This window comes from Paludisphaera rhizosphaerae (assembly GCF_011065895.1).
In the GTDB taxonomy this organism is placed as follows: Bacteria; Planctomycetota; Planctomycetia; order Isosphaerales; family Isosphaeraceae; genus Paludisphaera; species Paludisphaera rhizosphaerae.
On sequence record NZ_JAALCR010000006.1, the window covers coordinates 1 to 14,978 of the forward strand.

General features: G+C 67.0%; 12 protein-coding genes. 6 read left to right on the plus strand and 6 right to left on the minus strand.

Annotated features, from left to right (window positions below):
• Positions 1-172: 172 nt before the first annotated feature.
• Positions 173-421, minus strand: a complete 249-nt coding sequence (locus G5C50_RS09005) for a hypothetical protein (protein WP_165068020.1) — start codon at positions 419-421, stop codon at positions 173-175.
• A 232-nt stretch (positions 422-653) separates the two neighbouring features.
• Between G5C50_RS09005 and G5C50_RS09010 the strand changes: the two genes are divergently transcribed.
• From G5C50_RS09010 to G5C50_RS09020, 3 genes are all read left to right on the plus strand, one after another.
• On the plus strand, positions 654-1,058 hold the full coding sequence (locus tag G5C50_RS09010) for a BlaI/MecI/CopY family transcriptional regulator (protein WP_165068022.1): 405 nt from the start codon (positions 654-656) through the stop codon (positions 1,056-1,058).
• 1 nt (position 1,059) lies between these two features.
• A complete protein-coding gene (locus G5C50_RS09015; protein ID WP_165068024.1) occupies positions 1,060-3,744 on the plus strand; it encodes a M56 family metallopeptidase in 2,685 nt (894 codons plus the stop codon).
• 258 nt (positions 3,745-4,002) lie between these two features.
• Positions 4,003-4,986 carry a Gfo/Idh/MocA family protein gene (locus G5C50_RS09020; RefSeq protein ID WP_165068025.1) on the plus strand — a complete coding sequence of 328 codons (984 nt, stop codon included), beginning with the start codon at positions 4,003-4,005 and terminating at the stop codon, positions 4,984-4,986.
• 8 nt (positions 4,987-4,994) lie between these two features.
• Here the strand turns inward: G5C50_RS09020 and G5C50_RS09025 are convergent, their stop codons facing one another.
• From G5C50_RS09025 to G5C50_RS09045, 5 genes are all read right to left on the minus strand, one after another.
• Complete coding sequence (locus tag G5C50_RS09025; protein ID WP_165068028.1) at positions 4,995-8,216, minus strand: efflux RND transporter permease subunit; 3,222 nt, start codon at positions 8,214-8,216, stop codon at positions 4,995-4,997.
• Entirely contained in the window at positions 8,213-9,655 is a 1,443-nt protein-coding gene (locus G5C50_RS09030) for an efflux RND transporter periplasmic adaptor subunit (RefSeq protein WP_165068030.1), read from the minus strand. The genes G5C50_RS09025 and G5C50_RS09030 overlap by 4 nt, the downstream gene beginning before the upstream one ends.
• 108 nt (positions 9,656-9,763) lie before the next feature.
• A complete protein-coding gene (locus G5C50_RS09035; protein ID WP_206107625.1) occupies positions 9,764-10,207 on the minus strand; it encodes a MarR family winged helix-turn-helix transcriptional regulator in 444 nt (147 codons plus the stop codon).
• A gap of 68 nt (positions 10,208-10,275) precedes the next feature.
• Positions 10,276-10,674 carry a YraN family protein gene (locus G5C50_RS09040; protein ID WP_165068033.1) on the minus strand — a complete coding sequence of 133 codons (399 nt, stop codon included), beginning with the start codon at positions 10,672-10,674 and terminating at the stop codon, positions 10,276-10,278.
• A gap of 9 nt (positions 10,675-10,683) precedes the next feature.
• Complete coding sequence (locus G5C50_RS09045) at positions 10,684-10,953, minus strand: hypothetical protein (RefSeq protein ID WP_165068035.1); 270 nt, start codon at positions 10,951-10,953, stop codon at positions 10,684-10,686.
• A 389-nt stretch (positions 10,954-11,342) separates the two neighbouring features.
• Here G5C50_RS09045 and G5C50_RS09050 point away from each other — a divergent pair, with 389 nt between their 5' ends.
• From G5C50_RS09050 to G5C50_RS09060, 3 genes are read left to right on the plus strand one after another with little or no spacing between them, the layout of a single operon-like run.
• Entirely contained in the window at positions 11,343-12,302 is a 960-nt protein-coding gene (locus G5C50_RS09050; RefSeq protein WP_165068037.1) for a DUF1559 family PulG-like putative transporter, read from the plus strand.
• Between the two features lie 5 nt (positions 12,303-12,307).
• Positions 12,308-12,796, plus strand: a complete 489-nt coding sequence (locus G5C50_RS09055) for a hypothetical protein (RefSeq protein WP_165068039.1) — start codon at positions 12,308-12,310, stop codon at positions 12,794-12,796.
• 46 nt (positions 12,797-12,842) lie between these two features.
• Positions 12,843-14,951, plus strand: coding sequence for a G8 domain-containing protein (locus tag G5C50_RS09060; protein ID WP_165068041.1), 2,109 nt, complete (start codon positions 12,843-12,845; stop codon positions 14,949-14,951).
• The last annotated feature ends 27 nt before the right edge of the window (positions 14,952-14,978 follow it).

A 14,978-nucleotide genomic window follows, 5' to 3' on the forward strand; every position in this document is an offset into this window, starting at 1 on the left:
CCCCCCTCGCGGGGGAAGGTGCCCGCGCAGCGGGCGGATGAGGGGGGATCGGTACGGCATTCGGAACGATCGATCGGACGCGCGTGCGGCGGCGGTCGTCCCCCTCATCTGATCGCTCCGCGATCTGTCTTCCCCCTCCAGGGGGGAAGACCGTCCGGCGGCAAGCGGTGCTTCAACTGCCCGCGTGGCCGACGGCCCCCGTGCTCCCGAACCCGCCTCGTGCCGAACCCCCGACCGTGGCGGTTCCGCCTCCACCGCCGCCTGTCCGGCCGCCGTGGCCGATGATTGGGTGGGTGACGTGCGCGCCGTGCGAACCGCCGCCGCCTCGCTCCTCGTCGTCTTCGTCGCGCGACGAGCACCCGTAAATCCCCACAACCGAGCCGATGAACACCAGCGAGATCGCCGCCGTGGACTTCTTCATCGAAATCGTCCAATCCGCCTCCCAGGCCCTTCGAGAGCAGCCCGCCCACGCGGACCCTTCGCGACTCTCGAGAATGATGTTCGACGGCCTCCGCCCGGCATTCGGCGAAATCGACCGAATCCACCCCGGATTTTTCACCTGGGTTTTTAGGTGAATTCTCTTGCCTCGGACAAATCTCCGAGTACGATTCACCTAACTTAATAAGTAAGGTTATTCCCGAAGGAGGTGGGGCGTGTCCGAGTCGGAATCGGATCCGAGTCCGAGGGAGTTGGACGTTCTCAAGGCGCTCTGGGAGCTGGGTTCCGGGAGCGTGCGCGAGGTGCACCGGCGGATGTGTCCCGGCGGGGAGCTGGCGTTCAACACGGTGCAGACGCTTTTGCGGATCATGGAAACGAAGGGCCTGGTGCGGCATCGTGCCGAGGGGCGGACGTTCGTCTACGAGCCGACCTACGAGCGGGATCGCGTCACGTCGCGGCTGCTGGATCGGGTGTTCGACGGGGCTCTCGATCAGGTCGTCCTCAGCCTCTTGCAGGTGAAGGACGCCAGCGAGGCCGAGCTGCGCGAGCTGGAAAAGCTCATCGCCGAGGCGAGGAAGCGGAAGGCGTCGGGAGGTGGTGCGAAGAAGGAGGGCCGTTGAGATGGACTGGTACAGCCTGGTCTCGGGAAGGCTCGTGGACGCGGCCGTCGGGGGGCTGATCGTCCTTGTGGTCGGGAGTCTGGCGGCGAGGCTCTCGCATCAGCCGGTCCGGCGCGTCCGGATCGTGCTGCTGACGCTGCTGGGAGCGGCCGTCGTGCCGTTCCTGGATCGGTTGCCGGTCGCGCCGCGATGGTCGGTCGGCGTCCTGCCCGCGCCGGCGATCGCGGAACCGAGAGCGACGCCCCCTGCCCCGCCGGCCCTGCCCTTGGTGGCGACCCGCGTGCCGATGGCGACGGCGGAGATTGGGAATCGCGTGGTCGCGACTCATCGGAACGAGGCGAAGCCCGAACCCGAGCGCCCGGCGGTCGAGGCTCGAGGCTGGGCAATGCCGTCGATCGGTTCGCTGATGGTCGCCGGGTATGCCGCGGCGGCGGCCGGATTGGCCGCGTGGTGGTTGTTGGGACAGGCCGCCTTCTGGCGAGTCGTCCGCGCGGCGAGGCCGGCGTCGGAGAAGGTTCGCGACGTCTTCCTGGAGATTGCGGGACCGGCGGGGCGTCGGGTTCGGCTGCTGGAGAGCGACCAGGTCGACCTGCCGTTCACGAACACCTGGATCCATCCGGTGATCCTGCTGCCGGCCGGCCTGTGCGACGGCCGCGAAGTCGAGACGCTCCGCTACGCCCTGGCGCACGAGTGGTCGCACGTGGAACGCAGGGATTCGTGGGCGTGGACGCTCGCGATGCTCTCGGGGATGGTTCTGTTCTACCAGCCCCTGTTCTGGTGGCTGCGGCGACAGCTTCGCCTCGGCCAGGATTTTCTCGCGGACGCCCGCGCCGCCGAGGTGGGCTCGGCGGAGGACTACGCGGCGTTCCTCGTCCGACTCGCGCGGTCGAAGCAGGCCGGGCCGACGTGGCCCGCGCTGGGGATCGGCGACCGCCGATCGAACCTCCACAGGAGGGTTCTCATGCTGGTGCAATCGCAACCGCTGGAGAAGCGCTGCCGGCCCGCCTGGAACGCGGCCGTCGCGCTGCCATCGATCGTCGTCGTCCTCATCGCGTCGGGCCTGCGCCTCGACGCCGCCCCACCCGCGAAGGAGGAGGCCGCCGTGCAAGACGCCGCCAAGCCGGCTGGCGAGACCCTGCACTACAAGGGAACCGTCAGAGACAAGGACACCGGCAAGCCGATCGCCGGGGCCGCGGTGACCGTCCGCCGATCGGACAGTTTGTACCTCGAGAACCGGGTGATTGAGGAATCTCGTCACACGACGGCGGCGGACGGGACTTATGAATTCACGATCCCTCCCGAGCAGACGGCCGTGCCCCGGCTCCGAATCGAGTTGGACGTCTCACACCCGGACTACGCAACCCGCGAGGGATTCGGTTACGCCCTGGGCGTGATCCGCAAGAACGAGAAACTCGGCGAGCAGCCCTTCTTTGAGTCATTCGAGCTGCGCCCGGCGAAGCCGATCATGGGGAAGGTCGAGACTCCCGAGGGAAAGCCCGCATCCGGTGTCGAGGTTCAGGCCTTCTCCAAGGTTGAGAACCTGCCGGGAGACGAGTATGAGTACGGTTCTTTCTCAAAGACGAAGACGGATGCGGACGGGTTGTTCCGCCTGCCGATCACAACGCCGGGCTCAGGGGTTTTCTGGATTTTGCCGACGACGTCCGCCCCGGAGACGCACGTCCTTGCGGATGGTCGGCGCGGCGATCTGGGAACGTTCCGCCTCAAGCCGGGCGTTCGATTGAGCGGGAAGTCGCTGGACGTCGAAGGCAAGCCAAAGCCCGGCGTGCTGGTGGAGATCCGCCGCATTTACAGCGACGAGCCCGGCGTTGACGTCCTCGGGCGACTCGGGGTCGGCGAATACATCCGCAAGATCGTGGAGACGGACGCCGAGGGGCGGTTTGTATCCGAGCCCTTGCCTCTCGGGGTGTACAGGGTGAGGCTCACGGACATGGACGATCGTGGGGGGCGTTCGGCGGGATCGAAGCGGAGGGAATCCCCGGGGCCGTATCCTCACTTGGTCGTGTACGTCAAGAAGGGAGAGACGCCGACGCCGGTCGAGCTCCGGGAGACGCCGTCCGTGATTCTCGAAGGGGGATGGTTCGACAGCAAGGGCCGGCCCAGAGCCGGATGGCCGAGCATGGTCGGCGGTTCGCTCGACGGCCTTCCCTGGTACGACGAGACGCAACCAGACGCCCAGGGCCGATTCTCGATGAGGCTTCCTCGCGGTCTGTTGGGAAGCACACTTTTTCTCACTCTGACGGAAGACGCCGCCGCGCGGCACCGGGCCGGCAAGGACGCTCCGCTGCTCGAAGGCGATGAGATCAGGATGGGGAGGCTCGATCGTGATGTGAAGGGTATTGAGATCATTCGCTACAAAGCGCCGGTGATCGTCATCCACGCCGTCACGAAGGATGGCAAGCAGATCAGCGGCTTTCAGGCCGACGTGGTGTATACAGGCGAGGCTGGGCTCGGAAGCCACATGGTCGGTCTCGCAGGACACGGCAAGACGTTCGAGAAGGGGATCGAGGACAAACGGAACGACGGTCGTTATCGCACCTTCCAACTGCTGCCCGATCGCGAGGTGAAAATCCGCGTGACAGCCGAGGGCTTCGCGCCGGCGGAGCGGACGATGAAGCTGGCCGAGGGTGTGACGGAGGAGGCGAACTTCGTGCTGGAGCCGAGGTGAGGCGACGGCCGCGCCGATCGGGTATCTTCGAACGGAACTTGTCTTCCCCCCTGGAGGGGGAAGACAGACCCCGCAGGGGTCAGATGAGGGGGACGACCGCGTCGGACGTGCATCCGACGTTCGCTGCGAGACGCATCGCCGATCTCCCCCTCATCCGGCCCTTCGGGCCACCTTCCCCCTCCAGGGGGGAAGGCCGTGGCGAGGACCTCTTCAGGACCTCTGACGGTCAGCGGCTTTCGAAATGGCGAGGCGACGAGCATGGGCCTGCGATGGGGTTTGTTGAGCTGCGCGAGGATCTGTCGGCGGGGGCTGATCCCGGGGATCCGAGCGTCGGAGACCGGCACGCTGGCGGCGCTGGCGAGTCGCGACGGCAGCCAGGCGAAGGCCTGGGCGGATGAGTTCGAGATTCCGAGGGCGTACGGCTCATACGATGCGCTGCTCGCCGACCCGGAGGTCGACGCCGTCTACGTCCCGCTCCCCAACGAGCTGCACAAACCCTGGGTCGAACGCGCGGCCGACGCCGGCAAGCACGTCCTCTGCGAGAAGCCCCTGGCGCTGAACGCCGACGAGGCGGCGGCGATGGTCGAGTACTGCCGATCGCGCAAGGTCCTGCTGATGGAAGCCTTCATGTGGCGGCATCATCCCCGGACGCTGGCCGTCAAGAAGCTCGTCGATGAGGGGAAGATCGGCGAGTTGCGCCTGATCCGCTCGTCGTTCTCGTTCCCGATCGACCCGGGGGACTGGCGGCTCGACTCCAATCGCGGCGGGGGCGCTTTGTGGGACGTCGGCTGCTACGGCGTGAACGCGGCGCGGCTGTTCGCGGGGGACGAACCGGAGCAGATCCAGGCGGCGGCTCATATGAAGGGGGGCGTCGACATGAGCCTCGCCGCCGTGATGGAATTCCCCAACGGCGTGTTGGCCTCGGTCGATTGCAGCTTCGAGCAGCCCTTCCGCTGCTGGTGCGAGATCGTCGGCACGCGCGGCGTGATCGAGATCCCCGACGCCTACCTGCCGCCCGCCTCCGGCCCGATCGCAACGCTTCGGACGATGGCCGAGCCCTCGGACGTCGGCGCGGGTGACGATCGCATCGAGACCCTCACCTTTACCGACGTCAACCAGTACGCCGCGATGGTCGACGCCTTCGGCAGGTCGGTCGCCGCCGGCCGGCTGGAAGCCCCCGCCGAGGATGGTCTCCTGCAGATGAAGACCCTCGACGCGATCCTCCGCTCGGCCGGCGGCTGACGAGGTCATCAGACTCCGACGGCTTCCAGGGCCGGGGGCGAGACGTGCTCGCCTTCGGCCTTTTCAACTTCATGATGCGGCCGGGACTTCCGCAGCCGGTTCGAGATCCCTCGGAGGATCACGTAGAAGGCCGGCGTAAGGAAGAGGCCGAAGAACGTCACGCCCAGCATGCCGCTGAAGACGGCCGTTCCCAGGACCTGTCGCATTTCGAAGCCCGGCCCGACCGCCCTGGCGAGCGGCACCACGCCCAGGATGAACGCGAACGAGGTCATGATGATCGGCCGCAAGCGCAGGCGGCAGGCCTCCACGGCGGCGGCGATCGGGCTCAGGTGCTCTTCTTCCTCCTGTTGCTTGGCGAACTCGACGATCAAGACGGCGTTCTTGGCCGCCAGGCCGATGAGGACGACGAAGCTGATCTGGGTGATGAGGTTGTCGTCCATGCCGCGGGCCCACACGCCGCCGAGGGCGAACGGCAGGCAGACCGGGGCGATGAGGATGATCGCCAGCGGGAGCGCCCAACTCTCGAACTCGGCCGCGTGGACGAGGAACACGAACAGCACGCAGAGCGGGAAGATGTAGAGCGCGGAATTCCCCGCGAGCTTCTCCTGGTAGGCGATGTCGGTCCACTCGATCCCCATGCCCTGCGGCAGCACCTCCTTCGCCAGCCGTTCGATCGTCTCGATCGCCTGGCCCGAGCTGTAGCCGGGGGCCGTGTCGCCCTGGACCTCGGACGAGGGGAACATGTTGTACCGGACCACGCGCTCCGGGCCGGTCTCCCACCGGACGTCCACGACCGAGCCCAGCGGGACCATCTCGCCGGCCGCGTTCCGCGTTTTGAGCTGGCCGATGTCCTCGTCGGCGTCTCGGAACGATTCCTCGGCCTGGGTCCGCACCTGGAACGTCCGGCCGAATCGGTTGAAGTCGTTGACGTACGACGAGCCGAGGTTCGACTGGAGCGCGTCGAAGATGTTCTGGATCGGCACGTCGAGCATCTGGGCCTTCACCCGGTCGACGTCGGCGAAGAGCTGCGGCGTGTTCGCGCCGTAGATCGAGAAGACGCCGGCCAGCGCGGGCTCCTTGCGAGCGGCCGCCAGGAATTCCTGGGTCGCGTCGTGGAGCGCCCTGGCGCCGTAGCCTTTGCGGTCCTGGATCAGGAACTTGTAGCCGCCGGACGTCCCCAGACCCTGCACCGGCGGCGCGGGGATGACGAAGACGTTGGCGTCCGGGATCTGCATCAGTTCGCGCTGGATGTTCGGCAGCTCGGCCAGGATGTTCGGCTGGTCGTGGGCGTGCTCGCGCTCGTGCGGCAGGCGAGGGCCGAAAAAGACGACCGCCGCGGCCGGGTTGTTCGACCGTGCCGCTCCCGAATAGCCGACGAACTCGACGGTGTGCCCCACGACCGGGTTCTTGCGGACGATCTCGCTCACGCGACGGACGACGGCGTCGGTCCGGGACAGCGACGCGCCGTCGGGCAACTGGACCACCGTGATCAGGTAACCCTTGTCCTGCCGGGGGATGAAGCCCGTCGGCACCGCCTTGAAGCCGTAGAACGTCATGGCGATCAGCGCCCCGTAGACGAGCACCGGGATCGCCAGCCGTCGCAGCAGCCAGCCGACCGTCGCGGCGTAGCGGCCGGCCACGCGCTCGAACGTCCGGTTGAACGCCCGGAAGAACCAGCCGAAGGCCAGATCCCAGAGGCGGCCGAGTCGTCCCTGCTTGGCCCCGTGCGGCGGCAAGAGGATCGCGCACAGGGCCGGGCTGAGCGTCAGCGAGACGAACGCCGAGATCAGGGTCGAGGTCGCGATCGTGAGCGCGAACTGGCGATAGAACTGGCCGCTGATCCCCGCGATGAACGCCGTGGGGACGAACACGGCCGAGAGCCCGAAGGCGATGGCGATGACCGCGGCGGTCGCCTCGTCCATCGCCTTGTGGGCGGCCTCGCGGGGCGAGAGCCCGGCGGCGATGTGCCGTTCGACGTTCTCCACCACCACGATGGCGTCGTCGACCACGATGCCGATGGCCAGCACCAGGCCGAACAGCGACAGCATGTTGAGCGAGAACCCGAACGCCGACATCGCCGCGAACGTCCCCACCAGCGAGACCGGGATCGCCAGCAGCGGAATCAAGGTCGCCCGCCAGTTCTGGAGGAAGACCAGCACCACGATCACGACCAGCACCGCCGCCTCGTAGAGCGTGTGGATCACGGAGTCGATCGACTCGCGGACGAACACGGTCGGGTTGTAGGCGATCTTGTAGCTCATCCCTTCGGGGAAGTCCCTGGAGAGCCGCTCGATGGTTTCTTGAAGCGTCTGGGCGGTCGCCAGCGCGTTCGAGCCGGGGAGCTGCGTGATTGCCATGCCGACGCCGACCTCGCCGTCGACGTAGCCGTTGATCGAGTAGTCGCGGGCCCCCAGCTCGATCCGGGCGACGTCTCCGACGCGGACGATCCGGCCTTCTTCGCCCGTCTTGACCACGATGTCGTTGAACTGCTCGGGCTCAAGCAGCCGCCCCAGCGTCTTCACCGTGAGCTGATATTCCCCCGTGGTCGATTGCGGCGCCTGACCGATCACGCCCGAAGCCGCCTGGATGTTCTGGTTCTGGATCGCGCGGATGACGTCGGACGGGATCAGCGAGAGGTGCGAGAGCCGCTCCGGGTCGAGCCAGATCCGCATGCTGTATTCACGCAGGCCCGGCATGTTGATCGAGCCCACGCCCTCGACCCGCGCCAGGGCGTCGCGCACCTGGATGACGGCGTAGTTGCTCAGGTAGAGCTGATCGAACCGGTTGTCGGGCGAGACCAGGTGGATGACCATCAGGATGTCCGGAGACGACTTGATCGTCGTGACGCCCTGGCGGCGGACCTCTTCAGGCAGGCGCGGCTCGGCGGTCGACACTCGGTTCTGGACGAGCACCTGGGCGTTGTCGAGGTCGGTCCCCAGCTTGAAGGTGACGGTCAGCTCCATCTGGCCGTCGACCGTGCACTGCGAGGACATGTAGAGCATGTCCTCCACGCCGTTGACCTCCTGCTCGATGGGCGTGGCGACGGTCTCGGCGATGACCTCCGGAGAGGCCCCCGGATAGCTCGCCCGGACGATGACCGTCGGCGGGACGACGTCCGGATACTGGGCCGCCGGCAGCGTCAGGTAGGAGATCGCCCCGAAGATCGTGATGACCAACGAGACGACCGCAGCGAATATCGGCCGGTCGATGAAGAAGTGGGCGATCCTCACGGCATTCCTCCCGCCGACGGCGCGGCCGGTTCGCGAAGTCCCAGATCAGCGACGCGCCCCGAGGCGGCGTCGGCTCGTCCCGTTTGCAGATGTGTGTAGGAAGGAGGTCGGCGGTCCTGCGAGAGAGGCCGGACCTCGTCGGGGAGGCCGTCGTCCAGGGCGACCGTCTCCTCACGCGTCGCCTCCACGACGACGCCCGGCCGGACCCGCTGCAGCCCCCGCAGGACGATCGACTCATCGCCCTGGAGCCCCTCGCGGACGATCCGGAGCCCCCGAGCCTTCCGGCCGACCTCGACCTTCCGGCGCTCGATCTTCGACCCCTCGCCGACGACCATGACGTACTTCTCGGACTGGTCGGAGCCGACCGCGGAGTCGGGGACGAGCACCGCGTCGTATCGGCCGCTCCCCGGGATCCTGACCCGGGCGAACAGCCCCGGCGTCAGCGTGAGGTCCGGGTTGGGCAGGATGGCCCGACCGCGCATGGTGGCCGTGCCGCGGTCCATCCGGTTGTCCAGGAAGTCGAGGCTCCCCTGGTGCGGGTAGCCGTTGGTCTCGTCGGCCAGGCGGACGAACACCGGCAGCTTCGTGTCGCGGATGTTGGAGAGCTTCCCGGCTTCGACGAGCCTCGTGTACTTCAGGAACGACCGCTCGTCGGCGTCGAAGTAGCAGTAGATCGGGTCCAGGGAGACGATGGTCGTCAGCAGCGTGGCCTGGTCGGTCCCGCCGCTGATGAGGTTGCCGACTGTCGCCAGCCGACGGCTGATCCGTCCCCCCACCGGCGCCCGGACTTCCGTGTAGCCCAGGTTCAACCGGGCCGTCTCCAGCTTGGCCTCGGCGGCCTGGACGTCGGCGGCCGCCGTGACGACGGCCGATTTCGCCAACTCCACGCGGGCCTTCTTGACGTCGCGATCGGCGACCGCCTGCTTGGAGTCGGTGTCGCGGATGTCCAGCTCCTCCTGCGAGGCCGCGTTCTGGACCACAAGCCGACGGGCCCTATTTAGAAGCAATGCGGCCAGCTCGCGGCGGGATTCGGCCGAGACGACCTCGGCCTCCGCCTGCATGAGCTGCGCGGCGGCTTCCTGAGCGCTGGCCTTCGCCCGGGCGAGGTCCGCCTCGGCCTGTGCCACGGCCAGCCGGAACGGCCGCTGGTCGAGGATGCCGAGCAAGTCCCCCTGGCGGACGATCTGGCCCTCGATGAAATGCGTCGATTCCAGGTGTCCTCCCACCCGCGCCCGGACTCCGACCTCCTCGATCGGCGCGAGACGCCCGACGTACTCGTCCCATTCCACGATGGGCGCCCGGACGGGAGTCGTCGCGACGACCTTGGGAGTGGGAGGCGCGGGCGGCGCCGGCTGGCGGCAGCCGACCATCGGCAGCGTGAGGAGCCACGCCGCCGCGGCCCCGACGAAGAACCGACGCTTGACGATGGACGCATTCATAGGGTCGCCTCGACTTGCCTGACGAGCCGGGATCGCCGGCACCCAATGGGTTTGTGTATATACAACTTGCGTCGTCCGCGGCATCGCTCGACGCGAACCGCGGACCGGTCAGGACTTCTCGACTCCGCGAAGGCGGAGTTGCTCGACCGTTTTGTAGACCTCACGGGCCAATGACTCGCCGAGGACCTGTTGCACTTCCGTCTGGGCTTCGTCCCAGGCGGGCTTGGCCTTGGAGAGCAAGGCGAGGCCGGCGTCGGTGATGCTCAGCCGTCGGCCACGACCGGGGCCCGGCGTCGACTCGATCCACCCCTGGGCGACCAGCCGTTCGAGATCCCGGCTGAGAGTCGACTTGTCCAGGTGCATGATGCGACAGACGTCGGTCGGCGCCAGCGGTCCGCGAGCGGCCACGACCGTGAGGATGCCGAACTGGCTGGAGCGAACCCCGATCGGCCGCAGGCGGGCGTCGAGGATCCCGCTGACGACGCGGTTCAGGATCCGGATACGCCCGGCAAGGCATTCTTCCGAGATCTGACGTTCGACGTTCGCCGCCATCGCTTGATCCTCCCTCTGCTAGTGTATTGTATATGCAACTCGGCGGGAGTCAAGCAACAGCCGAGGCCTCAGCGGAACATCTGTCCGCGGCCCGGGGGCTCGAAGGCGTTGCGGTAGTGCTCGATGACGGGCTCGCCCCGGTCGTCGGGCCAGAGGATAGTGACCACGTCGAACCGGCAGGGGTGTTCGAGCAGGCCGTGGCGCTTGAGGAAGTGGAGCGCGGCGAGGGTCAGCCGGCGTTGCTTTTCCGGCGTGACGGCCTCGGCAGGGTCGCCGCGACGGCGGGATTTGACCTCGACGAAGACGAGGACGTCCCCTTCGCGGGCGATGAGGTCGATCTCGCCGCAGAAGACCCGGTAGTTCCGGCGCAGGATGCGTAGGCCCCGTCGACGCAGGAAGGCGGCCGCGGCGCGTTCGCCGCGATCGCCGAAGACCCGGTTGAGCAGGGCTCGCAGGATCGGGGTCATCTCATCCCGTCACTTGACGCCCAGGCTGGCCTCGATGTCGCGGGCTTGATCGCTGAGCCCGCTGTGGAGGCGGTTGTTCTTGAAGAAGGGAGACGTTGAGGGGCGACCGTCGGAGGTGACGGCTGTGGCTTTGCCTTGCGCCTCGTCGGCTTCGCTGATGATTTCTTCCTTCAGCGGTTCGGTCTGCTTACGGGTCGAGGAGTGGAGGGGTTCGCAGCCCACGTGCAGGGCCGCGCAGATCGCGAGGAGACACGCCGGGCCGAGGATGCGTCGCCGCATGGCCGTTCCTTCCTTGGGTTCAAGCGTCGCGGGCGACTCGGGCGACCCGGTTGATCCCCAGGGGATCGTCGGGTGCGAGGGGCCGTGACGAAACGTTTCCACAGAAATGGCGGCGTACTCTGCCAGAAGCCTTTAAGGTCGTCCAGCCCAGAATCTCGGCCGATGAGCCGGCGGAAAAACCGCCGCTCGCGACGCGTTGTTGTTCAACTCCTGCCGTCGATCGCCTGAAATTCCCGGGAAACAAGCCATTTCCTTGGATCTCACCGATCGGGACGGGAATTGCACTAATGCTCGCCTCACAGGAATCAGTCTTCCCTCGCGACGCCGCTCAGCCTACGATCGGAGTTGTGAGATTGAGTCTCTGTGTCAGTTTTCTTGTGAGGATCTTCATGAGAAGGACGTCGAGCCGGGCCTTCACCCTGATCGAACTGCTGGTTGTGATCGCGATTATCGCCGTCTTGATCGCCCTGCTGCTGCCGGCGGTCCAGTCGGCGCGTGAGGCCGCTCGCCGCGCCCAGTGCAGCAACAATCTGAAGCAGATCGGGATCGCCTTTCACAACTACGCCGACGTCCACAACGGCTTTCCGCCGACGGCGTTCAGCATGGGAGGCGCGAATCTGGCGATGGGCGGGGGATGGTGCGTTCAGATCCTCGGCTTCATCGAACAGCCGGCGATTTATGCGGCTTACAACTCGAACCTCGCCTTCCACTGGGACCAGAACCAATCGGCCGTGCGGACGGTCATTCAGACGTACATCTGCCCGTCCTCGCCGCGAAGCATGAACCCGGTCAACAACGTGCCCCGGTTCTCGGGGTCGACCGGCACGCCGGATCCGAATCTCTACGCCGCGGCGGGCGACTACTTCACGGCGCGGTCGTATGTGGACCCGTTCAACGTGCCGTCGGCCTCGATGGTCGAATACACCGGGGCGCTCGACCAGGCGAAATACACGCCGTTGGCGGCCATCTCGGACGGCCTCTCGAACACGATGCTCACCTACGAGTGCGCTGGCAAGCCCGACTACTACGAGCGCGGCAAGTTCGTCCACGGCTTCCCGACGCCCAGTTCCTCCTACGCCATCGACAAGTGGTGGGCTCACGGAGCCTGGGCGGGTTATATGAACATGCGAATCGTCAGTTTCACGGGCGGCCAATACCTGTACGACGGCCCTTGCGTGATCAACTGCCACAACGGTTGGAACGGCGTCTACTCGTTCCACCCCGGCGGGATCGACGCGCTTTCGTGCGACGGGTCGGTCCGGTTCCTCAAGGAGTCGGTCGCGAAGTCGGTGATCAAGTCCTACGTGAGCCGCGCCGAGGGCGAGATCCTGGACGCATCGCAATGGTGAGCGGTATGGCGAGACGAATGTTCGCAGTCCTGACCTCGGCGGTTGCTTTGATCGGATGCGGGGAGTCCGGTACGCCCCGCGTGGCGTTGCAGCCGACCTCGGGCAAGGTGACGGTCGACGGCCAGCCGACGGCGGGTGTGGAGGTGCGTTTCCGTCCGGCCGACGCCCCCGGTTCCCTCGACGCCCTGGTCCCGTTCGCCACGACGGGCGACGACGGCGGCTTCAAGTTAGGGACATACGAGAAGGGCGACGGCGCGCCGGAGGGCCGCTACAAGGTCACCCTCTTCTGGCCCGATCGTCCCCCCGGGCCGCAGCCTGCCGAGGATCAACTCGGCGGGACCTACGCCCTGGCCGAGAAGACGCCTCTCGAAGCCACGGTCGCCAAGGGCGAGAACACGATTCCGACGATCGAGGTCCCGAAATCCGCCGTCAGGACGACCAAGCCCGGCAAGCCCAGGCGAGGGACGCGGGGCGACAGCGACGGGCTTGAGTGACGGACCACCGTCGCCATTCATCGAAGATTCGACAGGAAAAGCTCCCATGATTTCAACGTCCGCCTGCGTTCTGGTCCTGGCCCTTTCCGCGACGTCCGCCGCGCCCGAACCTCCACTTGTCCGATCGGCCGCGAGCGGCGCATGGTCGGACGCCAAGATCTGGGAGGGAGGCGCCGTCCCGGCGGCCGGCTCGCGGGTCCAGATTCGCGAGGGGCACGCCGTCGTCTACGACGTCTCGGACGACCGGGTGATCCGCTCGATCCACGTCGCGGGGACGCTCGATTTCGCGCGGGATCGCGATACGAAGCTGACGGTCGGCCTCATCAAGATCCAGGCGGGCGACGATCCTTCGGAGAACGGCTTCGACTGCGAGGCCCACCCCCCGGCCGCCGTCGAGCCCGGCGCTCCGCGGCCGACGCTCCGCGTGGGGACGGCCGAGGAACCCATCCCCGCCGGCAAGACGGCCCTGATCCGGCTGGCCTACGTCGAAGGGATGGACAAGGAGACCTGCCCGGCGATCGTCGATTGCGGCGGGCGGATGGAATTCCACGGCGCGGCGATCGCCAAGACCTGGACGAAGCTTGCCCGCGAGGCCTACCGCAACGAGCCGATCATCCTCGTGCCATACGCGGCCGTTGAGGGCTGGAAGCCCGGCGATCAGTTGGTGGTCACCGGGACGACCCACCAGTTCGGCTACAAGGACACGCGCACCCACAGCGTCGCCGAGCGTCCCGCCACCGAGACGCGGCGGATCGTGAAGATCAACAAGTACAACGAGCTGGAAACGCCGCTGGCTCGGATCATCCTCGACAAGCCCCTGGAAGGCGACCACCGCGCCCAGGACCAGTATCGGGCCGAGGTCGCGAACCTGTCGCGGAACGTCGTGATCGAGTCGGCCGACCCGGACGGCGTCCGCGGCCACACGATGTACCACCGGAATTCGACCGGGTCGGTCTCGTACACCGAGTTCCGCCATCTGGGGAAGGAAGGGGTGCTCGGCAAGTACAGCCTCCACTTCCACCTGGCCGGCGAGACGATGCGTGGGGCGTCCGTGGTGGGGGCGTCGTTCTGGGACAGCAAGAACCGCTGGATCACGATCCACGGCACGAGCTACCTGGTCGTCCGCGACTGCGTCGGCTACAAGTCGGTCGGCCACGGCTTCTTCCTGGAGGACGGGACCGAGACCCGCAACATCCTGGACGGCAACCTGGCGATCATGGCCCTCCGCGGCAAGCCCCTGCCCGACCAGATGCTCCCCTACGACCAGAACCTGGGATCGGGCTTCTGGTGGGCGAACAGCCTGAACGCCTTCACGAACAACGTGGCCGCCGAGTGCGATCAGGACGGCTATCGCTTCGAGGTCTTCGCCGGCGACGGCTTCGACCCGGTCCGGGCCGTTCTCCAGCCCGACGGCGGCCGCAAGCCGGTCGACATCCGCACGCTGCCGTTCATCCGGTTCGACGACAACGAGGCCCACTGCATGCGGTTCTTCGGTATGAACCTGGGCGGCTTCAACGACGGCGGCGTCCCCGCGTATCCGGGCGAGAAACAGGTCTCCAACGCCACCGGCAACTCGACGGCCAACTACGCCGGCACCGAGAAGAAGAAGAACGTGGACGTGGAAGGGATCGGTCCAGACTCGAAGCACCCGTTCCTGATCCGCCGCTTCCGGGCCTGGGACACCCACTGGGCCTTCCACGGCGGATCCCCTTCAGTCCGCGTCGACGGCATGGACCTTTACGACTCGCAGTACGGGATCTGGCGGACGGTGATCGACGGCCATGAGTACTCCGACCTGAAGATGGATCGGATCATCTCGCGGCAGATCTTCTTCCCCCGTCCGGGCAACGCCAAGACGGAGGGGATCGCCTTCCTCAACCCGGTCGACGACCTGCCGCCGTCCACGGTGATCACCGACGTTCGCCTGAAGGACAAGCTGGACCCCTCCGGCCCACTGATCGTCCGCGGCTCGACCTGCGACGACTACGGCGTACTTAAGGTCGTCGTCAACAACCGCCAGGCGAACGCCCTGCGGCCGAACTTCGCCGAGTGGGAGGTCGAACTCGTCGCGCCGGCGAACGGATGGATCGAGGCGTCGGCCCAGGACTCGACGGGGAACTTCGAGCGGACTCCGCACCGGGTCCACGTCCCTTGACGCTTTCGGGAGCCTTGCCGCGTTCGG